21 protein-coding genes are annotated in these 22765 nt (G+C 69.2%); 5 read left to right on the top strand and 16 right to left on the bottom strand.

The window, feature by feature from the left end:
- The first annotated feature begins 4 nt into the window (after positions 1–4).
- Positions 5–628, top strand: a complete 624-nt coding sequence (locus MHN80_RS00775) for a precorrin-8X methylmutase (protein ID WP_239398743.1) — start codon at positions 5–7, stop codon at positions 626–628.
- Positions 629–630: 2 nt separating this feature from the next.
- Positions 631–2238: a precorrin-3B C(17)-methyltransferase gene (cobJ, locus tag MHN80_RS00770; protein ID WP_239398741.1), complete on the top strand. Its 1608-nt coding sequence runs from the start codon at positions 631–633 to the stop codon at positions 2236–2238.
- Here cobJ and MHN80_RS00765 read toward each other — a convergent pair.
- From MHN80_RS00765 to MHN80_RS00750, 4 genes are read right to left on the bottom strand one after another with little or no spacing between them, the layout of a single operon-like run.
- A complete protein-coding gene (locus MHN80_RS00765) occupies positions 2191–2970 on the bottom strand; it encodes a cobalt-precorrin-6A reductase (protein WP_239398739.1) in 780 nt (259 codons plus the stop codon). The genes cobJ and MHN80_RS00765 overlap by 48 nt on opposite strands.
- Positions 2967–3743: a cobalt-precorrin-4/precorrin-4 C(11)-methyltransferase gene (locus MHN80_RS00760; RefSeq protein WP_239398737.1), complete on the bottom strand. Its 777-nt coding sequence runs from the start codon at positions 3741–3743 to the stop codon at positions 2967–2969. The genes MHN80_RS00765 and MHN80_RS00760 overlap by 4 nt, the downstream gene beginning before the upstream one ends.
- Positions 3740–5065, bottom strand: coding sequence for a precorrin-6y C5,15-methyltransferase (decarboxylating) subunit CbiE (gene cbiE / locus MHN80_RS00755; protein ID WP_239398735.1), 1326 nt, complete (start codon positions 5063–5065; stop codon positions 3740–3742). Before cbiE ends, MHN80_RS00760 begins: the two co-directional genes overlap by 4 nt.
- Positions 5062–5859, bottom strand: a complete 798-nt coding sequence (locus MHN80_RS00750) for an SDR family NAD(P)-dependent oxidoreductase (protein WP_239398733.1) — start codon at positions 5857–5859, stop codon at positions 5062–5064. The genes cbiE and MHN80_RS00750 overlap by 4 nt, the downstream gene beginning before the upstream one ends.
- Before the next feature lie 48 nt (positions 5860–5907).
- Between MHN80_RS00750 and MHN80_RS00745 the strand changes: the two genes are divergently transcribed.
- Positions 5908–6309 carry a PPOX class F420-dependent oxidoreductase gene (locus MHN80_RS00745; protein ID WP_239398731.1) on the top strand — a complete coding sequence of 134 codons (402 nt, stop codon included), beginning with the start codon at positions 5908–5910 and terminating at the stop codon, positions 6307–6309.
- On the opposite strand, the gene MHN80_RS00740 is transcribed toward MHN80_RS00745, so the two are convergent.
- The gene (locus MHN80_RS00740; protein ID WP_239398729.1) at positions 6306–7283 is read right to left on the bottom strand and encodes an IS481 family transposase; all 978 of its coding nucleotides are present in this window, start codon (positions 7281–7283) and stop codon (positions 6306–6308) included. The two genes, MHN80_RS00745 and MHN80_RS00740, sit on opposite strands and share 4 nt — an antisense overlap.
- 318 nt (positions 7284–7601) lie before the next feature.
- On the opposite strand from MHN80_RS00740, the gene MHN80_RS00735 reads away from it, so the two are divergent.
- Positions 7602–9242: an HNH endonuclease signature motif containing protein gene (locus tag MHN80_RS00735; RefSeq protein ID WP_239398727.1), complete on the top strand. Its 1641-nt coding sequence runs from the start codon at positions 7602–7604 to the stop codon at positions 9240–9242.
- Between the two features lie 359 nt (positions 9243–9601).
- Here MHN80_RS00735 and MHN80_RS00730 read toward each other — a convergent pair whose 3' ends face one another.
- Positions 9602–10762, bottom strand: a complete 1161-nt coding sequence (locus MHN80_RS00730; protein ID WP_239398725.1) for a Xaa-Pro peptidase family protein — start codon at positions 10760–10762, stop codon at positions 9602–9604.
- A gap of 54 nt (positions 10763–10816) precedes the next feature.
- On the opposite strand from MHN80_RS00730, the gene MHN80_RS00725 reads away from it, so the two are divergent.
- Positions 10817–11788, top strand: coding sequence for a 5'-3' exonuclease (locus MHN80_RS00725; protein WP_101818974.1), 972 nt, complete (start codon positions 10817–10819; stop codon positions 11786–11788).
- A 55-nt stretch (positions 11789–11843) separates the two neighbouring features.
- Here the strand turns inward: MHN80_RS00725 and MHN80_RS00720 are convergent, their stop codons facing one another.
- The 10 genes from MHN80_RS00720 to MHN80_RS00675 form a co-directional block, all read right to left on the bottom strand.
- Positions 11844–12740, bottom strand: coding sequence for a DUF4333 domain-containing protein (locus MHN80_RS00720; protein WP_239398723.1), 897 nt, complete (start codon positions 12738–12740; stop codon positions 11844–11846).
- Between the two features lie 217 nt (positions 12741–12957).
- Positions 12958–15768 (bottom strand): RNA helicase, encoded by a 2811-nt coding sequence (locus tag MHN80_RS00715; RefSeq protein ID WP_239398721.1) that lies wholly within the window; start codon positions 15766–15768, stop codon positions 12958–12960.
- Positions 15765–16685 carry a twin-arginine translocase subunit TatC gene (gene tatC / locus MHN80_RS00710; protein WP_101818884.1) on the bottom strand — a complete coding sequence of 307 codons (921 nt, stop codon included), beginning with the start codon at positions 16683–16685 and terminating at the stop codon, positions 15765–15767. The genes MHN80_RS00715 and tatC overlap by 4 nt, the downstream gene beginning before the upstream one ends.
- A gap of 93 nt (positions 16686–16778) precedes the next feature.
- Positions 16779–17051 (bottom strand): Sec-independent protein translocase subunit TatA, encoded by a 273-nt coding sequence (gene tatA / locus MHN80_RS00705; RefSeq protein WP_004019049.1) that lies wholly within the window; start codon positions 17049–17051, stop codon positions 16779–16781.
- Positions 17052–17158: 107 nt separating this feature from the next.
- Complete coding sequence (locus tag MHN80_RS00700; RefSeq protein WP_239398719.1) at positions 17159–18130, bottom strand: YafY family protein; 972 nt, start codon at positions 18128–18130, stop codon at positions 17159–17161.
- Positions 18130–19122: a YafY family protein gene (locus MHN80_RS00695; RefSeq protein ID WP_101818883.1), complete on the bottom strand. Its 993-nt coding sequence runs from the start codon at positions 19120–19122 to the stop codon at positions 18130–18132. Before MHN80_RS00695 ends, MHN80_RS00700 begins: the two co-directional genes overlap by 1 nt.
- A 68-nt stretch (positions 19123–19190) precedes the next feature.
- Positions 19191–20549 (bottom strand): Pup--protein ligase, encoded by a 1359-nt coding sequence (gene pafA, locus MHN80_RS00690; RefSeq protein WP_004019052.1) that lies wholly within the window; start codon positions 20547–20549, stop codon positions 19191–19193.
- A 75-nt stretch (positions 20550–20624) separates the two neighbouring features.
- Entirely contained in the window at positions 20625–21431 is an 807-nt protein-coding gene (gene prcA / locus MHN80_RS00685; protein WP_239398693.1) for a proteasome subunit alpha, read from the bottom strand.
- Positions 21428–22309 carry a proteasome subunit beta gene (gene prcB, locus MHN80_RS00680; RefSeq protein WP_239398691.1) on the bottom strand — a complete coding sequence of 294 codons (882 nt, stop codon included), beginning with the start codon at positions 22307–22309 and terminating at the stop codon, positions 21428–21430. Before prcB ends, prcA begins: the two co-directional genes overlap by 4 nt.
- Positions 22306–22497: a ubiquitin-like protein Pup gene (locus MHN80_RS00675; protein WP_004019064.1), complete on the bottom strand. Its 192-nt coding sequence runs from the start codon at positions 22495–22497 to the stop codon at positions 22306–22308. Before MHN80_RS00675 ends, prcB begins: the two co-directional genes overlap by 4 nt.
- Positions 22498–22765 lie beyond the last annotated feature (268 nt).

Below are 22765 nucleotides of genomic sequence, written 5' to 3'. Positions count from 1 at the left end.
CACCATGACCGAGTACCTACGAGACGGCGCCGCGATCTACCGTCAGTCCTTCGCCACGATCCGCGCCGAGTCCGACCTCTCCGCGTTCGCGCCCGACGTCGCGACCGTGGTCGTCCGGATGATCCATGCATGCGGCCAGACCGACCTGACGCGCGACGTGATCGCGACGCCCGGTGTCGTGGCGGCCGCGCGCGGCGCGCTGGAGGCCGGCGCCCCGATCCTCTGCGACGCCAACATGGTGGCCTCCGGCATCACCCGCAAACGCCTCCCCGCGGACAACGAGGTGCTCTGCCACCTGTCCGAACCCACTCTCCCGACTCTTGCCGAGCAGCTGGGGACCACGAGAACCGCTGCCGCACTGGAGTTCTGGTTGCCCCGCCTGGAAGGTGCGGTGGTCGCGATCGGCAACGCGCCGACCGCACTGTTCGCGCTGCTCGACATGATCGACGACGGTGCGCCCCGTCCCGCCGCGATCGTCGGCGCACCCGTCGGTTTCGTCGGCGCGGTCGAATCCTGCGCGGCCCTGGCCGAGCGCGACGACCTCGAGTTCATCACGGTCACGGGCCGGCGCGGCGGGTCGGCGATCACCGCGGCCGCGGTCAACGCGCTCGCGACCCCGAAGGAATGACGATGGCCCCCATGCACTCGGACAGCCCGGCCGCCGGACAGACGTCGGGTCAGGGCACGCTCTACGGCATCGGGCTCGGCCCGGGCGACAGCGAACTGATGACGGTGAAGGCCGCCCGCCTCATCACCACCGCGGATGTGATCGCGTATCACTCTGCGCGCCACGGCAACAGCATCGCGAGGTCGGTCGCGGAGCCGTACCTGCGCGAGGGCCAGACCGAGGAACGTCTGATGTACCCGGTCACCACCGAGACGACCGACCACCCCGGCGGCTACCAGGGCGCACTCGACGACTTCTACACCGAGAGCGCCGAACGTCTCGCGGTGCACCTGCGGGCCGGGCGTGACGTCGTCCTCCTCGCCGAGGGCGATCCGCTCTTCTACAGCTCGTACATGCACATGCACAAGCGGCTGTCGCCGCACTTCGACGCCGAGATCGTGCCCGGCGTGACCTCGGTGAGCGCGGCGTCGGCGGCCACCGGAGTCCCGCTCGTCGAGGGCGAGGAGACCCTGACGGTCGTTCCGGGTACGGCGTCGACGTCGGAGCTGCTCTTCCGCTTCCGTTCCGGGGACGCGATCGTCGTGATGAAACTCGGCCGGACCTTCGAGCGGGTGCGTGACGCGCTCCGCGAGGCCGGGCGTCTCGACGAGGCGTTCTACGTCGAGCGGGCCTCCACGACGGTCGAACGGGTGCTCCCGGCCGCCGACGTGAATCCCGCGGAGGTGCCCTACTTCTCGATCCTCGTCGTCCCGGGACGCCGCAACAATCCGAGGTTCGAGCCGGAACCCGTGCCCGGTGAGCTCGTCGTCGTCGGGCTCGGCCCGGGCCACGACAGCTGGACCACCCCGGAGGTGCGCACCGAGCTGGCCACGGCCACCGACCTCGTCGGGTACACCACCTACCTCAAGCGCGTCACCCCTCGCCCGGGCCAGCGCGTGCATGCCAGCGACAACCGGGTGGAGGCCGAACGCGCCGAATTCGCCCTCGACCTCGCCCGACGCGGCGCGCGTGTCGCCGTCGTCTCCTCCGGTGATCCCGGCGTGTTCGCGATGGCCGCCGCAGTCGCCGAGGTTGCCGCACAACCGCGGTGGCACGAGGTGCCCGTCCGCGTGGTGCCCGGCGTCACCGCGGCCACCGCGGTCGCCGCAGCGGTCGGCGCGCCCCTCGGACACGACTTCGCGGTCATCTCGCTCTCCGACCGGCTCAAGCCGTGGTCGGTCATCGAACGACGCATCCGTGCCGCGCTCGGCGCCGATCTGGTCATCGCCATCTACAACCCGGGGTCGGCGAGCCGCACCTGGCAGGTCGGCGCCCTGCAGCACACGCTCACCCAGACGGTGTCGCCCGACCGCGTCGTGGTGCTCGGGCGAGATGTCGGCGGTCCGGAGCAGCAGCTCACCATCACCACGGTCGCGGACTTCGACCCTGCCGTCGTGGACATGCGCACGATGATCATCATCGGATCGTCGGCGACCCGGGTCGTGCAGCGCGCAGCGGGCCCGCTCGTGTTCACGCCACGCAGCCACCGCCCGGTGGACACCACCGATCAGACTGCCGACGAGTCAGCCGAGCAGCGCCTCGAGCCAGTCCCGGGCGGCCCCGACCTCTGAGACGACCGGCGAGTCGGGCTCGTCGGGCCGGTCGACCATGATGACCTCGATCCCGAGTTCGGCGGCGGCCGCCAGCTTCGCCGACGTCAGCGGCCCGCCGCTGTTCTTGGTGACCAGCATGTCGATGTCGTTGTCGCGCAACAGCCTCGACTCCGACGCGTGGTCGTAGGGCCCGCGCGAGCGCACCACCTCGTGGTGAGGCGGGAGCGCTCCGGTCGGGGCGTCGACGACCCGGATCAGGAACCACGCCGACTCGATCCCCGCGAAGACCCCGACGTCCTGACGTCCGGTGGTCAGGAAGACCCGCCCGCCCCGGGCGGCCACTTCTCGTGCGGCAGAGGGCAGGTCGGGCACACGGATCCAGGTGTCGGAGTCGCCGGGCACCCACGGATCGCGGCGCAGACGCAGCAGCGGTAGCCCCGCGTCGGCCGTGGCTCGCGCCGCATTGCGGGTGATGGTCGCGGCGAACGGGTGGGTGGCATCGACCACGGCCTGAATCCGGTTGCTCTGCAACCAGTCGCGGAGACCATCGGATCCACCGAATCCGCCGATGCGCACCGGGCCGACCGGCAGACGGGGGTCGTTCACCCGACCCGCAAGGGAACTGATGAATTCGATGCCGGACTCGCTCAGGGCCGAGGCCAACGCCCGCGCCTCCCCCGTCCCGCCCAGGATCAGGATGCGCCGAGCGTCATCCGGCGGGCTCGAATCGGTTGTGTCGGGACCGGTCACCGCGTCGACTCACGGTCGGTGCGGAGCTTGGTCATGCGCGCGTGCGAGTACAGGTAGCTGTCGGTGGCCTCGGACCTCGCCGGGTCCAGCACACGACCGACGAAGATGACCGCGGTCCTGCGGATGTCGGCGGCGTCCAGTGTCTCGGGCAACCGGCGCAGCGGGCACCGTACGATCTGCTCGTTCGCGCGACTCGCGAACGCCACTGTCGCGGTAGGACATTCACTGCCGTAGTGCGGGGCGAGCGCCGCCACGATCTCCTCGGCGCGGTGTGCCGCGAGATGAAGTGCGAGCGTCACCCCGGTCGCGGCGAGACTCGCGAGGTCCTCCCCCGGCGGCATGTCGGTCGACAGTGTCGACACCCGCGAGATCAACAGGCTCTGGCCGACGCCCGGGACGGTCAGTTCGGTGCCCAGAGCGGCCGCGGCCGCCGCGAACGCCGGGACACCCGGCACGATCCGGTGATCGATACCGCGTGCGGTCAGTTCGCGCTGCTGCTCGGCCAGCGCCGAGTAGAGGCTGAGGTCACCCGAGTGCAGGCGCGCCACGTCATGACCCCGCGCGTCGGCGGCGGCGATGACATCGATGATGTCCGGCAACGGCATCCGTGCAGTGTCGACGAGTTCGACCCCGTCGGGACACAGCGCCAGGAGTTCCGGCGGCACCAGCGATCCCGCGTAGACACAGGTGCCGCATTCCCCCAGCAGGCGCGCACCCCGGAGGGTGATGAGGTCGGCCGCGCCGGGACCGGCCCCGATGAAGTAGACGGTCATCGGACTGCCTCCGCGGGTTCGGGCCCGGGGTCGGGCGTCGACGGCGCCGGTTTGTCGACCGCCCACTGCACGATCGGCAGTGCCGGACGCCAGGTGCTCATCGTGCCGAGGGGCGCCACGGTCTCGACCGACAGTCGGCGCAACGTGCCCCCGAGTTCGCCGTGCCGCCGGGTCACGAGGGCCTGGTTCTCGACCGTCACCGCGTTGACGACGAGCCGGCCGCGGTCGGCGAGCGCCGCCCAGGCGAGCGACAGGATCTCCTCGTCGAGTCCGCCGCCGATGAAGACCGCGTCGGGACGGGGTGCGTCGGCGAGTTCGTCGGGAGCCGGCCCCCGCACCGTGAGCCGGTGCGCCACCCCGTGGCGGGCTGCGTTGCGGCGCAGCCGCTCAGCACGTTCGGAGTCGCGTTCGAAGGCGACGACCGTCCCACGGTCGTCGGCACGCAACCATTCGATCGCCACGCTGCCGGAACCGGACCCGATGTCCCACAGGGTCTGCGCCCCGGCCGGGCCGAGCGCGCACACGGTCAGGGCGCGAATCGTCGACTTGGTGATCTGGCCGTCGTGCTCATAGGCATCGTCCGGCCGGCCGGGGAGGCGGGACCGGCGGGGCCCAACGCAGTCGACGGCGACAATGTTCAGCGGGTCCCCGGCCCGACGGCGCCACGACTCCGCGGTGTCGGTGGCGATCTGTTCGGCAGGGCCACCGAGTTGCTCGAGAACGGTCATCGTCGAAGACCCGAAACCGGCATCGACGAGCAGCGTCGCAACGGATGCGGGGGTGGTCTCGTCGCGGCTCAGTACCAACACGCGAGCCCCGTCGGTGACCTCGCCGAGCACGACGCTCGGCTCGGCCCGCACCGCGCTGACGATCCGGGCGGTCGCGAGATCCCAGCCGAGGCGCGCACAGGCCAGACTTGCGCTGGACACCGCCGGATACACCCGCACCCGGTCCGCGCCGACGCGGCCGATGATGCTGGCGCCGACCCCGTGGAACATCGGGTCGCCGCTGGCCAGGATGTGGACGATGCCCGCGTGCGCGGTGCCGTCCTCGATGGGCCCGCTCGCTGCGCTCCCGGCGCCCGCCACGACCTCGGCCAGGTGTTCCGACATCGGTGACCGCCACGGGCGCAGTTGCGCGCCGAGTTCGGATGCAGCGCCGTCGAGGAGCGCCAATTGTCGTGCGGCACCGTAGATCACCTGCGCACGACGCAACTCGTCACGCACCGTCTCGCCGAGTCCGGGCCAACCATCGGCACCGATTCCGATCACGACGAACTCGGATGCGGGTGGCGACCCGTGAGTTGTATCCGGGGCCGTCATCGGGGAAGTCTCCGCCACACGGCGCGTGGCAGCAGGCGCATCCCGAAGAACACGGGGCGGAGCGCACCCGGGATCCAGACCTCGCCGCGTCCCTTGTGGAAGGCGCGCGCCACCGCGTCGGCCACCTGCTCGGGATTGCGCGACAGCGGTGCGGGTTTCACTCCGGACTCCATCAGGTCGCGGGTCATCGCGCCGACCACGAACCCGGGACGGGCCAACAGCAGGCGGGCGCCGGTGCCGTGCAACGCATCTGCGAGACCGCTCGCGAACCCGTCGAGTCCGGCCTTCGTCGAGCCGTAGACGTAGTTGGCACGGCGCACCCGGATACCCGCGACCGACGAGAAGACGATGATCGTGCCTGAGCGCTGAGCGCGCAGGACGGACGCGAGCGGTGTGAGCACGCTGATGTGGGCGTAGTAGTCGGTGTGGGCGATCTGAAGCGCATGTGCCACATCGGTTTCGGCGCGGGCCTGGTCCCCCAGGATGCCGAACGCGACGATCGCGATCCCGATCGGCCCGTACCGCTGCGCCAGTGACTCGACGAGTGCGGGGTGGGAGTCGGTGTCGTTCGCGTCGAATGCGACGGTGTGCACCGCCACCACCCCGGCGTCGAGGAGGCGAGCCGTCTCGTCGGCCAGGTCGTCGGGGCGACGAGCCGCCAGCACGACGGTCCGCCCGTGAGCGAGACGCGCGGCGGTGGCCACGCCGATCTCACTGCGGCCGCCGAACAGCACGAGGGTGCCGGCCGGGTCGGCGTCCGGACGCGCCGATGCCCCGTTGCTGCGTGATGACATGACCACCAGTATCGCACCGGCCCCGAGACCGACCTCTATCGTGGGGTCATGCCTCGCACCGCCGCCGACCTAGGATCCGATGCGCTCGCGTTCCTCACCGAACGCCACCTCGGGACCCTCACCACGCTGCGCGCCGACGGCACGCCACACGCCGTCGCCGTCGGCTTCACGTGGGATCCCGAGGCCGGACTGGCACGGGTCATCACCTCTGACGGCAATCAGAAGGTCCGCAACGCCGAGCGTGGCGCCTACGCGGCCGTCACGAATGTCGACGGCCCGCGGTGGTTGACCCTGGAGGGGCCCGCGACGGTCCGCCGCGAACCCGACCACGTGCGCGAGGCCGAGCAGCGCTACGCGCAGCGATACCGGGAACCCAGGCCGAATCCGCGCCGCGTGGTGATCGAGATCAGCGTGGCCCGGGTGCTCGGTTCCGCATCACTATTCAGCTAGCTGTAAGACCCGGGCAGGTTGTGAACGTGTAGGCGTTCGATCGGGGTGAGTCCGCCGATGCCGCTGTGGGCTCGGTGGTGATTGTAGTGGTGCAGCCAGTCGTCGTAGGTGGCTGTGCGGGCGGTCTCTGAGCTGTAGAACTCGGCGTAGGCCCATTCCGAGGCCAGGGTGCGATTGAAGCGCTCGACCTTGCCGTTGGTTTGCGGACGGTAGGGACGGGTCTTCTTGTGCTTGATCTCGACGCCGAGAGATTCCGCGAAAACCTTTGATCGGTAACACGATCCGTTGTCGGTCATCACTCGCCGCACGGTGATGCCGTGCCCTTGGAAGAAGGCCATCGCCCGGTCCCAGAACTGCGCGGCGGTCTCTTTACGTTCGTCGGTGAGGATCTCCGAGTACGCCAGCCGGGAATGGTCATCGACGGCGTGGTGCAAGTACGCGTACCCCGGGCGGTGTTTCTTGTTGTGCCGGTTGCCGATCGTGCGCCCGAGTTTGCGGTGCCCACCGCCATCGGGGATGCGGCCGAGCGTCTTGATGTCGACGTGGATCAGGTCGCCGGGAGCGTCGTGTTCGTAGCGGCGTGGCGGGGTCCGGCGTACCGGAAGACCGGTGGCCTGATCCAAGTGACGCAACAGCGGCATCCGATACCGGCGCAACACCGCCTCGACGGTCGATCTCGCCAGCCGCAGGTGCGCGGCGATACGTGCAGCGCCCCAGCGACGGACAAACCGCAGCTTGATGATTCGACGTTCACGGCGCACCGCAAGTCGGGTGGGTGAGCGGTGGGGGCGGCTGGAGTGATCTGCCATGCCGGCCTCACCGGTCTGCCGGTAGCGGTCAGCCCACTTATTGGCGGTCGCGGTGGAGCAGTTGAATCGTTCCGCGGCTCGTCGCAGAGGCCAACCCTGGTCGACGACGCACTGAGCCAGGGCCAGACGGCCACGTTCGGTGAGAAAAGCATTACGGTGGGTCATGAGGGCCTCTTGGTGATCGGCGTGTGTGTGGTAACCACATCGATACCGGAGGCCCTCACCTGTTGACCGGAACCACGCCGTTCACAACCTCCCCAAGAGTTACAGCTAGCGCCGCGCATGTGAGGTCGACGCTGTTTGACGTGGGCGAGGATGTCGTCGACGGGTTCCCGCCTCTATCACACGTCACCGACAACCGTACTGCGCTATGCGGCCGTCAGATCAATAGCCAGACAATACTTTTCGCCTGTCCTGATCCTCCGATCGCGTGTACACTCGAACGTACATTCGTAGCAACGGGTCTCGGGGGAGGTGACCGTCATGGCCGACACCACACCCGTCGGAGGCGATTCGGCAGCGCCCAAGACGCGTGCCGTCGAGCTGGTGACAGAGCTGCATACGATCCTCGATGAGTTGCAGACTGTGGACTTGTCGCCGTGTACCGATACCGAGTTGGCTGACGTGGCAGCCGATACCGAACGTGCCATCGCACGCCTGACCGTTGCCGGTGACCGGCAGATCGATCAGGTCGAGGCTCGTGACCTACCCCGCAAGTCCGGCTGCCGGACACTCATGCAGTTCATGACCCACCGGCTGCGGGTCTCCAACCCGGTGCGGCGGCGTAAGCAGATGGACGCCACCGCCACCCGCACCAGCCTCGGCGGCGAAGTGCTTACGCCCGAACACCCGTCCCTCGCCGAGGCATTCGCACAAGGTTCCGTCGGAACCGCCCACCTCCAGGCAGCCCTCGACGTCCTCGACCAGATCCCCCACGCTGTCGACCACGACGTGAAGGTCGCGGCCGAACGACAAATGGCCGAGATCGCCGCCGATCACACACCCGCCGACATCACCCAACTCGGCGCGCGACTCCTCGCGCACCTCGACCCGGACGGCACCCTGGCCGACGGCACCGACCAGAAACGACGCCGCAACCTGTGGATCGGTCGGCAACGAGCCGACGGCACCGCCACCATCTCCGGCACCCTGACCCCCGAACTCCACGCCCGGTTGACGATGATGTTCGCCGTCTGGGGCAAACCTGGACTCAACAACCCCGACGACCCGAACTCGCCCAGCGGACCCGCCGGCACCGCCGACCCCGACGCCCTCGCGCTCGCAGCCGATCGTGACGGCCGCACCCTCGCCCAGACGAATCACGACGCGCTCGACGCCGCACTCACCGCTGGCTTCGCCGACGGGATTCTCGGAACCTCGCACCGCGGCCTGCCCGCCCATCTGATCATCAAAGCCGACCTCAATGAACTGATCCGCGAAGCCGGGCTCGCCACCACCGCCACCGGCACCCTGCTGCCCATCCCCGACCTGATCGCGATGGCCGGCGACGTGCAGCCGTGGTTGGCGATCTTCAAAGACGCCACCGCGGTGCCGCTGCACTTCGGTAGGGGCAAGCGTCTGGCCACCCGCGAACAACGCCTCGTCTCCTTCGCCCGCCCCGACGGTGAAGTGTGCTCGGCACCCGGCTGCGATCAACCCGCCACCCACGTCGAACTCCATCACGCCCAAAAGGATTGGGCCAAGGGTGGTCTCACCGACATCGACGACCTCGCACCCGCCTGCCCACGGCACAACCGCATGGTCGGCGACCAACCCGGCCAATACACCACCCACATCGAACGGTCCGGACCCGACGAAGGCCGCTGCCTCTGGCGGTTGAATGCCGAGCCGGGTGCGCCCCCCAGCCCCGAACGCATCAACCGCCGACCCGACATACCCCGGCAGTTCGCCGCACACCTACGCGACATACGCGCCGAGATCCACGGACCGCCAACGCAGCCCGGCGATCAAGCACGCCCCGAGACGCCACACCCCCACGACGCACGCCGCTCATGGCTGACCACCAGCCACGTCATCGACGTCCGCCCACCACGGCCCGGACCACCGATGCCCTGCCCGTCGCTCGTGGAGGCGCATCTGATGACGCTTCTCGCCGACCTCTGACCTGCACCCGGAGCGACACCCATCACACCAACGAACCTCAAGTCGACCGACTGACCTGGACCGAAGTCCGGCAGCCGAAACGACATTCGCCAGTGTCTTCAACCAGCAATGGGGTGGTTGTGGCGCGTGGCTTCGACTCGGCTCCTCGACCTCGACCCGCTCCTTCGTCGCTTGCTCGGCCCGGCGGCTGCGCTCGGTGCCGGCTCGACCAGCGGTGAGGCGGTACCCCTGGCCACACGACGAGTCCACGACTCAACCGCACGGCCATCGTCGTCGGAAGTCGGTGCCGAGCTGCTCAAACACCCTATCGCGCTGGTCAGGGTGCAGATGAGTCGATGTCGCTTGACACCAGCCGCAACTTACAGCCGGACGAGTTCGTGTGGGCGGTTGTTGAGGGACTCGCAGCCGTCCTCCGTGACGACGACGATGTCCTCGATCCGGGCACCCCATCGGCCGGAGACGTAGACGCCCGGCTCCACGCTGAACGCCATGCCGGCCCGCAGCGGGATGTCGTTGCCGCCGACGATGTAGGGCTCCTCGTGCACCGACAGCCCGATGCCGTGCCCGGTGCGGTGGATGAACCGCTCGGCCAGGCCGCGCTCGGCGAGCAGATCGCGCGCCGCGGCATCGATAGACGACGCGGTCACCCCGGGCCGGACAGCGGCCACGGCCGCGCGTTGCGCCTCGAGCAGTGCGGCGTAAGCATCGGCGATGTCGGCGGGCGGATCGTCGAAGCAGTACGTGCGCGTGGAATCGGAGTTGTAGCCCGGCTCGACCGGACCACCGATGTCGACCACGACGATGTCGGACCGCTCGATGACCCGGTCGGAGAACTCATGGTGGGGATCGGCGCCGTTGGGGCCGGACCCGACGATGATGAACGCCGCCTCGGTGTGCCCCTCCTCGAGGATCGCGGCGGCGATGTCGGCGGCGACCTCCCGTTCGGTGCGTCCGGGGACCAGCCAGTCGCCCATTCGCGCGTGCACGCGGTCGATCGCGGCGCCGGCGCGGCGGAGAGCGTCGATCTCCGCGGCGTCCTTGATCATCCGGAGTTCGCGTAGGACGTCGGTCGCCAATTGCGGTGTGGCGCCGGTGTGCCGGGCGAGCGGGATCACGTGCAGGGCGGGCATGGAGTCGGAGACGGCGATGCGCGGTTGCGGCGGCAACCCGGTCAGCGCCAGCGCGTGGGCGTCGTCACCGTCGACCCAGTCGGCCACCTCGATGTCGAGATCGCCCACCGCCGAGGCCGACAGCGACGGGACCTCGAGCCGCGCGATCACCAGTCGTGGGTCACCGGCCGCGGGGATCACGAGCGCCGTGAGCCGTTCGAAGGTCTCCGCCCGCGATCCCACCAGATAGCGCAGGTCCGGTCCGGGTGCGACGACGAGCGCGTCGAGATCTGCGGCGCGGGTGAGGTCGGCGGCACGGCGGACCCGGTCCCGGTACACCTCCGCGCCGAAGAGCGGTTCGGCCCCCACTCCCGACGTCGCGACCCGTGCTGCTCCGTTCCCAGATGCCATGCGACGAACACTACCGCCGACTCATGACAGAGTGTGGGGGTGACGGATTCGTTGATGCTGCTCGACGGCGCGAGCCTGTGGTTCCGATCGTTCTTCGCCCTCCCGGAGAAGATGACGAGTCCGGACGGACGCCCGGTCAACGCGGTCAGGGGTTTCGTCGACACCATCGCCAATCTCGTGGTGCGCGAACGGCCGTCGCGCCTGGTGGTGTGTCTGGACCTCGACTGGCGCCCGGAGTTCCGCACCGACCTGATCCCCACCTACAAGGCCCATCGCGTCGCGGTCCCCGACGGTGACACCGAGGCCGGGGGCACCGATGTCGAGGGCCGGGAGGTCGACGTCGAAGAGGTGCCCGACACGCTCACCCCGCAGGTCGACATGATCATGGCCGTTCTCGCAGCGGCGGGCATCGCGACCTCGGGCGCCGTCGGATGTGAAGCCGACGATGTGATCGGCACCCTTGCCTACGACGAGGCGAACGATCCGGTGATCGTCGTCAGTGGGGATCGGGACCTGCTGCAGGTGGTCGCCGACGATCCGGTACCGGTGCGCGTCCTCTACGTCGGCCGAGGGTTGGCGAAAGCCGAGATGATGGGTCCGGTGGAAGTTGCCGAGAAGTACGGCGTGCCGGTCGACCGCGCCGGGATCGGCTACGCGGAGATGTCGATGTTGCGCGGTGACCCCTCGGACGGGTTGCCGGGTGTGGCCGGTATCGGTGAGAAGACCGCGGCGAAGCTGATCACCGAGTACGGCAGCCTCGACGCCCTGGAGGCGGCCGCCGCCGACCCGTCGTCGTCGGTGCCCACCCGGAGCCGGAAGTCACTGCTCGCGTCGGTCGACTACCTGCAGGCGGCACGCATCGTCGTCTCGGTGCGTACCGACGCCGACACCATCGACAGCGGCTCGGACGTGCTGCCGGCCGAGCCCGCCGATCCCGCGGCGCTCGCCGAGCTCGTCGAGGAACTCGGCATCGGGGCGTCGGTCGGGCGGTTGGCGAAGGCCCTCGGATGGCCGCAGGCCGGCTGAGGCCTCTACGTGCCAGCCGGCTGAGGCCTTGGTGTGACAGCCGGCTGAGGTTCGATCAGCTGGGGCGCGAGACCTCGTAGCGTCCGTCGTCGTCGATGAACGTGACGGTGACCTGCTGTTGCTGTCCGCCCACGGTGACCGAGCAGGTGAACGACGCACCGGTCTCGACCCGCTGGCCGGACGGGCACTGCACGTCGGAGACCTCGCTGGCCTGGTAGTCCTCGGTCAGGATCTTCTGCACACCGTCTTGCGCGGCCTGCTGGTCGAGGTTCTTCGGTGCCCAGCCGGGGAACAGGAACGCGGTGATCAGCACGATCGCGGCGATGAGGATCAGCGCACCGCCGCCGACGAACATCAGTGTCCGGGCGGTCTTGTTCGACTTCCCGGTCGCCATCCCGCTGAACTGGTCGCCGCCCCCGTACTGATTCTGACCGTACTGATTCTGGCCGTACTGGTTCTGGCCGTAGGGGTTCTGGGCGTTCGGTCCCGCAACGCCCTGCGGATTCTGGCCGTAGGGCTGCTGGCCGTACTGACCCTGCCCGGGCGCCCCGTACTGGCCGGCCCCGGACCCGTACTGGCCCGGTGCCCCGTACTGGGCAGCCGGCTGGCCGTACTGCTGCTGTGCGCCCGGTTGACCGTACTGACCGGGATTGCCCACCTGCGTCGGCTGCGACTGGGCCGGGCCCGAATACGGTGGTTGACCCGGTGCTCCGTAAGGCTGCTGGTACGGGTTCTGCTGGTACGGATCCGGTTGCGGCTGACCATGACCCGGGTTCTGCGCGGCCGGGTTGGGGGCCATGGTGGTCGGATCCGCCTGCGGCGCGCCGGACTGCCCGCCGCCGGGAAGGTTCACGATCTCGGTCTTGCCGTCCGTACCGGACTGATCGCCGGAAGGGCCCGGGTTCGCTTGCGGATTCGGGTGAGACGGATTGGGGTTGTACGGGTCGGTCATGAATCCCTCCCACTCGGCCGTCCACCCGCTGACGGGTGCCGGCGAACTGTGACGTCGCGGCGATGTCGGGGCAGAGCACGCCGACACCGAATGCGGGATGAACGTTACCTCAGCTGCCTGGGACTATCAGCAAACATCGCACGTGCCCCGCGGACGCGTCGTCCGGTGAACCGACACCCGCGGACCGGCCTCCCGACTCAGCCTGGTGCGCGGCGGCTCAGCCGAGTTCGGCGGCGACCACGCCGCGGCGGATCGCCTTGACCGCTGCCCGCGCCGTCCCGCCGAGGCGGGTGTCCGACCCCACCCCGAGCCGGATCTGTTCGAGAAGATCCACGACCTGCCGGTTCCACCGCACGAAGTCGCCCGGCGAGAGCAGCTGCCCGCGTTCACCCGCCAGGAGCAGAGCCTCCCCGAGCGAGCGTCCCGAGGCCCAGGTCGCCACGGCGACCGAGAATCCGGTGTCGGGTTCGCGCGTCGGACTCACCCGATGACGCTGCTCGATCGCCGTGACCCGCGACCAGATCTCCACCGTCGCCGCCATCGCGGCACGCATCGAGCTGCTGCCCGGCAGTGCGTCGACTCCGCTGTAACTGTCACGCCGGCTCTCGTAGACGAGCGCCGCGACCACCGCGGCGAGGTCGGCCGCGGAGAGGTCGTCCCAGACGCCGGCCCGGATGCACTCGGTCACCACCAGGTCGCTCTCGCTGTAGATGCGGCCGAGAAGCTTGCCCGAGTCCGTCACGGCCATCGTGTGGCCGGTGGACTCGGTCGATTCGGCGACGCGTTCGAGGTATCCCAGTTCGCGGAGGACGCCGACGATGTGATCGAACGTGACGCCGAGCGTCGACGTCCGCTCCCCGATACTGCGCTCGGCGTCGACGATGTCGCGCACCAGCCGGTTACGGCGTTCGGCGAGCCGGAACAGGTCGTCGCCGTTCGGCAGCTGATGCGCCGGATGCGCGCGCAAGGTGCGCCGAAGGTGCGCGAGCTCGGTGTCGTCGGCGGCGTCGGCGCGCTTCTTCTGGCGTCCGCGCGGCATCTCGATGCCGGTCGAGCGCAGCGCCGACGCCAGATCGCGCCGCCCGCGGCCGGTGCGTCGGTCCGCGTTCTTCGGCAGCCGCATGTTGCCCAGCACCTCGGGCGGGTTGACGAAGTCGCGGGTGCCGACGCGTCCGCACCAGGCGTCCTCGGTCAGCACGAGCGGCTTGGGATCCTGTGCCTGAGTGGCCGGTTCGATGATGACCGCCAGACCACGGTGCCGGCCGACCGGAACGCCGATGACATGCCCGCGTTTGAGTGCCGCCAGGTCGGCGGTGATGGCGTCGTGCGTGTCGACCCGCTTGCGGTACTTGAGATCTCGCTCGCGACGCCGGATGTCTTCGCGCAGGGTGACGTAACCGAGGAACCCGGCGTAGGGCTCGTCCTCCGAATCCGACTGAGCCTCAGCAGGTTCCAGACCGCGTGCCTGCGCCGCGCGAGCGAGCTCGCCGTCGAGTTTACGGAGCGCCCGCTGCGCCTCGTCCAGTTTCCGCGCCTGCCCGACGACCGAACGGTCGGCCTGGAACTGCGCGAACGATCGGTGCAGCAGCTCGCGGGCGCCGTCGAGGCCCAACCGCCCGAGCAAGTTGACCGCCATGTTGTACTCCGGCGAGAACGAGCTGCGCAGCGGGAAGGTCCGGGCACCGGCGAGGCCGGCCACCTCCTCCGGGACCACCTCGGGTGTCCACACGACGACCGCGTGGCCCTCGACGTCGATCCCGCGACGACCGGCGCGTCCGGTCAGCTGCGTGAACTCGCCGGGGGTCAGATCGACGTGGGCTTCGCCGTTGTACTTGACGAGTCGCTCGAGAACCACCGAGCGGGCGGGCATGTTGATGCCGAGCGCGAGGGTTTCGGTGGCGAACACCATGCGCACCAGTCCGCGCACGAACAGTTCTTCGACGGTGTGCCGGAATGTCGGGAGCATGCCCGCGTGGTGGGAAGCGAGGCCGCGGCGCAGGCCCTCCCGCCATTCGTGCACCCCCAGCACATCGAGGTCGGTCGGCGACAACTCGGTGAGGTGGCGGTCGACGATCGCGTCGACCTCACCGATCTCCGCCGGTGTGAGGAGCGAGAGACCCGACCGCAGACACTGCGCCAGGGCGGCGTCGCATCCGGCACGCGAGAAGATGAAGCCGATGGCCGGGAGCAGGGCCTCCCGGTCGAGTCGCGTGACGAGGTTCGGGCGGGACAATGCCGGTCCCCGTCCGTCCCGCCTGCGGGGTCCGCTGCCGCGCCCTCGGCCGCGGCCGCGCGCCGACTCCCGCTCGTCGTCGGCCATCAGGATTCGGTGCCGGATCTGACGTTTCAGCTCCGGATTGACCCGCGGGCGCGTTCCGGCCTTGCGCGCCGGTCCGGTGTCGGCCGGGTCGAACAGGTCGAACAACCGCTGGCCGACGAGCATGTGCTGCGACAGCGGGACCGGCCGGTGCTCGTCGACGATCACCGAGGTGTCCCCGCGGACCGTCTGGATCCAGTCGCCGAACTCCTCGGCATTGCTCACCGTCGCCGACAGACTCACCACCCGCACCGACGGTTCGAGGTGCAGGATCACCTCTTCCCACACGGCCCCGCGGAACCGATCGGCCAGGAAGTGCACCTCGTCCATGACGACGTGCGACAGCCCGTCCAGCGCCCGCGATTCGGCATAGATCATGTTGCGCACGACCTCGGTCGTCATCACGACGACCGGCGCATCCGGGTTGATGGAGCTGTCGCCGGTCAGCAGCCCGACCGACTCGGACCCGTGAACGGCCACCAGGTCGTTGTACTTCTGGTTGCTGAGGGCCTTGATCGGCGTGGTGTAGAAGCACTTCGTGCCCCCGGCCAGCGCGAGGTGCACGGCGAACTCGCCGACGATGGTCTTGCCCGCGCCGGTCGGCGCGCACACCAGCACGCCGTGCCCGCCTTCGAGTGCCTCGCACGCGCGGAGCTGGAAGGCGTCGAGCCGGAAAGCGAGTCTCGACGTGAACGAGTCGAGTTGTGTCACAGGACGTCGTCGAAGGTTGCGCGTTCGCGGGCCGACGCACGGCTCGTACCGGCGCCGACACGACTCGCGGGAGCCGGGATCGGCGACGCCGGAGCGATGGGCTTCGTCGGCGGCAGCGGGCTGGCCTCGTCATCGGAGAGATCGGCCCAGGCCGACGCCTTCTTGGCCTTGCGCTTGTCCACGATGCGTGCGAACTGGATCGCGAACTCGAGCAGCACGGTGAGCGCGAGCGCCAAGGCCAGCATCGTGAAGGGGTCCTGTCCCGGTGTCGCGATGGCTGCGAAGACGAAGACCGCGAAGATGAGGCCACGCCGCCAGCTCTTCAGCCGGGCGTACGTCAGCACGCCCACCACGTTCAGCGCGATGATCAGCAGCGGGAGTTCGAAACTCACGCCGAAGATCACGAGCACGTTGAGCATGAAGCCGAAGTACTGGTCACCGGCCAGAGCCGTGACCTGGACCTCGTTGCCCACGGTCAACAGGAAGTCGAAGGCCTTGGCGACCACCAGGTAGGCCAGCACGGCGCCGCTGACGAAGAGGGTCGTCGCCATCGCGACGAACATGATGCCGTAGCGACGTTCGTGGGAGTGGAGACCCGGAGTGATGAACTGCCAGACCTGATAGATCCAGACCGGGCAGGCGAGCACGACACCCGCGGTCAGCGCGACCTTCAGACGAAGCATGAACTGGTCGAACGGACCGGTCGCGAGAAGTCGGCACGAATCGTCCGGGGTCAACGTCGCGCGCGACGACGCGGGCAGATCGCAGTACGGTCCGCGCAGCACGTCGCCGAGCGACGAGATACCCAGGAAGCCGTGGCTGTACCAGACGAACCCGAAGATCGTGGTGACGATGATGGCGAGCAGCGAGATGACCATACGAGTGCGCAACTCGTACAGGTGCTCGACCAACGACATGGTGCCGTCGGGATTGAGCTTTCGCTTACGTTGCCGGGGGTCGAGTCGTCGGGGAATCGGAAGAGAGCGCACTGGCGATGCTCCGACGCGCCCCTAAGCCGATTTCTTGACGTCGGCGTCGCGCTGCGTGGTGGGCTGGGTGGAGTCACCCGCGGGCAGCTCACGCCGCGACGGATCGGCCGGCGTCGCGTCGGCGGTGGCCTGCGAGTCCTTGTCGTCGTCCTTCTGCATCTCCTTGACCTCGCTCTTGAAGATGCGCAGCGACTGTCCCAGACCTCGGGCGGCGTCCGGCAGCTTCTTCGAGCCGAACAGGATCAGCAGCACAATGGCGACGATCGCCCAGTGCCACCATGACGTGAAGCCCATGAGATCACCCTTCAGATCGGATCAGACAGTGCCCAATGCTACCCGACATGCGGCCGGCCGGGAGGGGGCCAGGCGGGATGATCCCCCCAGCCCAGCGGCGGTGACCCTCAGCGATAGCGCGCGCGTGCGGCTGTTGCGGAGTCGGCGACCGCCGCGGCGACCGCCGGTTCGTCGACGACCCGCACGGCCCCGGCGAATCCGAGCAGGAAGCGGGTGAGCCACTCCGGCGACCCGTAGACCAGTCGGGCGCGAACGGGCAGGTCGGCGTCGGGTCGGTCCTCGACGTTCTCGACGGGTTCGAGCGGATAATAGTCGAGAACCCACAGATGGTCGGCGTCGATCTCGATCTCGACGGCCGGGAGGTCGGGGTTCTCGGCCACCAGCACCGACTGATTCGACGCCGCGGCCTCGGCCGGCGGGCGGCTCGGCTCGTCCAGGGCCGACGCGGTGTCGACCCGGTCGAACCGGAACAGTCGCACCCCCTCGGCCATCCGGCACCAGGCCTCCAGATAGGTGTGCTGGTCCATGACCTGGAGACGGATCGGGTCGACCACCCGGTCGGTGACGCTGTCGCGCCCGGCCGAGTAGTACCGCAGTCGCAGTGCCCGCGCCTGTTTGGTGGCCTCACGGATCGTCGAATACGTGGGGTTCTCCCCCGACGGATCGGGTGCCGCGTCGGACGCCCCCGCGACCCCGGGCACCGTCGCACCCACCGCCTGCTCGATCTTCGCGATCGCCCGGCGCGCCGCGGCCACGTCGACGACACCCGGCGTCTCGACCAGCGCCCGTAATGCGACGAGGAGCGTGCTGGCCTCGACGGTCGTCAGCCGCAACGGCCGGTCCATGCCGGCGGTGAAGCCGACCGTCACGAAGCCCTCGCTGAACTCGAGCTCGATGAGGTCATCGGGGTAGTAGCCGGGCAGCCCGCAGACGAAGAGCAGCTCGAGATCTTTGGTGAGCTGTGCCTGGGTGACCCCGAGTTCGGCCGCGGCCTGCACGATCGAGATGCCGCGGCGGGCCTGGAAGTACGGGACCATGGCCAGCAGCCGGTTGAGGCGCGACGGTGCTGCGGCGGCCATCAGGCGCTCACCCCGCTCAGGCGGTCGAGGCTCGCGACGACGAGTTCGCGCAGCTCCGGCGGATCCAGGACGACCGCGTCCCGGCCCACACCCAGGACCATGCGGGCAACCGCGGTCAGCGAGTGGATCTCGAGGGTGACGATGTCGCCGGGTTCGCCGTCGAAGTCGGCGGGCTCGGTTGCCGTCGCAGCGCGACGCAGGCCGAACGCCCGGTCGGCCGCCACCCAGATCCGCGCGGTCCGGCCGTCGGACCCGGACGCGGAATCGACGGCGGCGGAGACGATCTGCTGGAGATCTGTGCCGGCCGGGACCACCACCGCGTCAGCGGCGCCGACCGCGGAAACCGCCGCGATGCGCGACAGCCGGAACGTCCGGGTGGCGTCGCGATCCCGGTCGTGCCCGACGAGGTACCAGCGACCCCGATGGGACACCACTCCCCACGGTTCGACGCGCCGCGTGGTCGGCGCGGCGGCCGCCGACGACCGATGCCGGAACTCGACAGCACGCCCGTCCTGGACCGCGGCGAGCAGACCCGCGATGACTTCTTCGGACCCGAGCGATCGCGACGACCCGCCCGTGGTGATCCCCAGATCGTCCTCGGAACGGACATCCAGCCCCGCGGCCCGCAACTTGAGGATCGCCGTCTGGGACAGCGTCGAGACCTCCGGCGTGTCCCACAGCGCGGCGGCCATGGCGATGGCCGCCGCCTCGTCGGACTCCAGGGAGATCTCGGGCAGCTCGTAGGAATCGCGGTCGATGCGGTATCCCTCGGCGCCGGCGGCCATCGGCGACCGGCCGGTGACGAGCGGGATCCCGAGGTCGCGCAACTCGTTCTTGTCCCGCTCGAACATCCGGTTGAACGCCTCGTCGGACTGCCCGTCATCCGAGTAGCCCGCGACATTGCGGCGGATGTAGTCGGCGGTGACGTACTGCCGCGTCCACAGCAGGCAGATGACGAGGTTGAGCAGACGCTCGACTTTGGGGGTTGCCACCGAGTCAGGTTAGAACGTGGCCGTTCACCGCGTGCGGAGGCACGCGGCGTCGGCCGGTATACCGGTGCTCACATCGAGGCGATGAGGCGGTCGACGCGCTCGTCGACGCTGCGGAACGGGTCCTTGCACAACACCGTCCGCTGAGCCTGGTCGTTGAGTTTGAGGTGCACCCAGTCGACGGTGAAGTCGCGGCCGGCCTTCTGCGCGGCCGAGATGAAATCGCCACGGAGCTTGGCGCGGGTCGTCTGGGGCGGCTCGTTGACCGCGGTCTTGATGGCCTCGTCCGTGGTCGCCCGGGCGACCAGGCCCTTGCGCATCAGGACGTCGAAGACGCCGCGTCCGCGTTTGATGTCGTGGAAGGCCAGATCGAGTTGCGCGATCTTCGGATCCGACAGTTCCATCGAGTACCGGTCCTGGTAGCGCTGGAAGAGCTTGCGCTTGATGACCCAGTCGACCTCGGTGTCGACCTTGGCGAAGTCGTCGCTCTCCACGGCATCGAGCATGCGACCCCACAGGTCCACGACCATGTCCATCTCGGGGTCGGGACGTCGGTTGGTGAGGTGTTCGACGGCGCGGGCGTGATACTCGCGCTGGATGTCGAGAGCACTGGCCTGCCGACCACCGGCGAGGCGGACCGGACGTCGGCCGGTCGGGTCGTGGCTGACCTCCCGGATCGCGCGGATCGGGTTGTCGAGCGCGAAGTCCCGGAATGCGACGCCTGCCTCGATCATCTCCAGGACGAGTGCCGCCGAGCCGACCTTGAGGAGGGTCGTCATCTCGGACATGTTCGAGTCACCGACGATGACGTGCAGCCTGCGGTACTTCTCGGCGTCGGCGTGCGGCTCGTCGCGTGTGTTGATGATCGGGCGCGAGCGGGTGGTCGCCGAGGAGACGCCCTCCCAGATGTGCTCGGCGCGCTGCGACAGGCAGAAGGTCGCCGCCTTGGGGGTCTGCAGCACCTTTCCTGCGCCACAGATCAGCTGCCGCGTGACGAGGAACGGCAGCAGGACGTCGGAGATGCGGGAGAACTCCCCCGCCCGGACGACGAGGTAGTTCTCGTGGCATCCATAGGAGTTGCCTGCCGAGTCGGTGTTGTTCTTGAACAGGTAGATGTCGCCGCCGATGCCCTCGTCGGCGAGGCGCTGTTCGGCGTCGACGAGCAGGTCCTCGAGAACGAGCTCGCCGGCCCGGTCGTGATTGATCAGCTGGATGAGACTGTCGCACTCCGCCGTCGCGTATTCGGGGTGCGAGCCCACGTCCAGATAGAGGCGGGCGCCGTTCTGCAAGAAGACGTTCGACGACCGGCCCCAGGACACGACCCGGCGGAAGAGATAGCGCGCGACCTCGTCCGGGCTCAGCCGGCGGTGGCCGTGGAAGGTGCACGTGACACCGAACTCGGTCTCGATGCCCATGATTCGTCGCTGCACTTGACCAACCCTACTCGCGCGGACCGCGGCGGACCGGTCGACACGCACCGGTCGCCGCGACCCGCGGCGTTCTCGTCACTGTTCGGGAGACGGCGTCTCACCAGGGGCTTCGTCGGAACCGGACTGTGTATCCGAGGCCTGGGTATCCGAGGCCAGGGCTTCGGCGACCGTCGGGAGCAGGCCCTCGACCGCAGACGTCGTCAGGCGCCGGAACGCGCGCCGCGGACGGTTGTGGTCGAGGACGGCGACCTCGAGGTCGCCCGCGGCCAGCACCCGCCGTTCGGCCGGGGCCCCGTTGCCGCTGTCGGCCGGGGCCGTCAGTGCGGTCACCGCGACGCCGATGGCGCGGCCGAGTTCCATGTCGGGTTCGTAGCTCTCCTTGAGGGCCGCCGCGATCGGTTCGGTCGCACCGCCCATCACGAGGAAGCGGGTCTCGTCCGTGATCGACCCGTCGTAGGAGATCCGGTACAGCTGCGAACGCTTCGGTTTGCCCGGGCGGGCGACCTCGGCGACGCAGAGTTCCACCTCGAACGGCTTGGCCTGCTCGGTGAAGACGCTGCCCAGCGCGTTGGCGTAGGTGTTGGCCAGTGACAGCCCGGACACGTCGGCCCGGTCGTAGCTGTAGCCACGCATGTCCGCGATCTGGATGCCGGCCTTGCGCAGGCTCTCGAACTCGTTGTACTTGCCCACCGCCGCGAAACCGATCCGGTCGTAGATCTCGCTGGTCTTGCGAAGTGTGTTCGACGGGTTCTCGGCGACGAACAGGACGCCGTCGGCGAAGGTCAGGATCACGACGCTCCGCCCCCGGGCGATGCCCTTGCGGGCGAGCTCGGAGCGATCGCGCATGATCTGCTCGGCGCTGGCGTAATACGGGAATGTCATCGGGCACCCCCCTCGTGCTCGGCACCACGGCGTTCGATGACGGCGCGTGCCGCCGCCTCGATGTCGGTCGCGTCCACCTCCCGGGCTCCGTCGGCTCCGACGATCGCGGCCATCGGGAAGATCTTGCGGACCAGATCGGGTCCGCCGGTGGCCGAGTCGTCGTCGGCGGCGTCGTAGAGCGACTCGACGGCGATCGCGAGCGCCTCGTCGGCGGTCAGGTCGGGTCGGTACAGCTTCTTGAGCGAGGACTTGGCGAACACCGACCCCGAGCCGATGGCCGTGTAACCCCCGAACTCCTCGTGCCGGTCGCCCGCGACGTCGAAGCTGAAGATGCGTCCGCGTTCGGTCGGATCGTCGTGATCGATGTCGTAGCCGACGAGCAGCGGGATGGCTGCGAGACCCTGCAGGGCGGCGCCGAGGTTGCCCCGCACCATCGACGCCAGACGGCTGACCTTGCCGTCCAGCGTCAGGGGGACGCCCTCGATCTTCTCGTAGTGCTCGAGTTCGACGGTGAACAGGCGCACCATCTCGATCGCGATCCCGGCGGTGCCGGCGATACCGGCCGCCGAGTACTCGTCGGTGATGTAGACCTTCTTGACGTCCCGCGTAGCGATGAGATTGCCCATCGTCGCCCGGCGGTCGCCCGCGAGGATCACCCCACCCGGGTACGACACCGCGACGATCGTGGTGCCGTGCGGGATGTCACCGGCCCCGTCGGTGCCGCCGGCGAACGACCCCACGCGGTCGACCTGGGCCTGCGGCAGCTGGTCGGGTGCATGGGTCCGGAGGAACTCGGTGAACGACGAGATGTCGGCGCCGAACGAGGAACCGGAACGGGATGAGGACAGCGGGGGCAGTGAACCGAACCTGTCGCTCACTGGCCGCCCTTCTGGACGTAGGCGCGCACGAAGTCCTCGGCGTTCTCCTCCAGCACGTCGTCGATCTCGTCGAGCAGGTCGTCGGTGTCCTCGGCCAGCTTCTCGCGACGCTCTTGCCCGGCGCCGGAATCGGGGCCCACGCCCTCGTCGTCGCCGCCGCCACCACGCTTGGTCTGTTCCTGCGCCATCTGCTGCCTCCTTGAAACCGATCGCCCCTTGGCGGGCTACCGCGGTCGAGGAGTCGGGATCGGGTGTCGCTGTCGCGGCGGCCATCCGGTGTCGCTGCCGCGACGGTGATCCCTCGTGTCTCGACCCTGCGGAATCGTGTGCTCCCACACTACCTGTGGGGGCGACAAGTGTGGCGGAACGAAGCACAAGCACGCCGGAGATAGGCGCGGGGCGCGGCCGAGATGGGCGCGGGGCGCCGCGGAGATGGGCGCGGGGCGCCGCGGCATG

Origin of the sequence: Gordonia sp. McavH-238-E, from assembly GCF_022348225.1 — a bacterium.
In the GTDB taxonomy this organism is placed as follows: Bacteria; Actinomycetota; Actinomycetes; order Mycobacteriales; family Mycobacteriaceae; genus Gordonia; species Gordonia terrae.
Note: the sequence above shows the minus strand (reverse complement) of the source record. Positions and strands in the feature narration are given on the sequence as shown.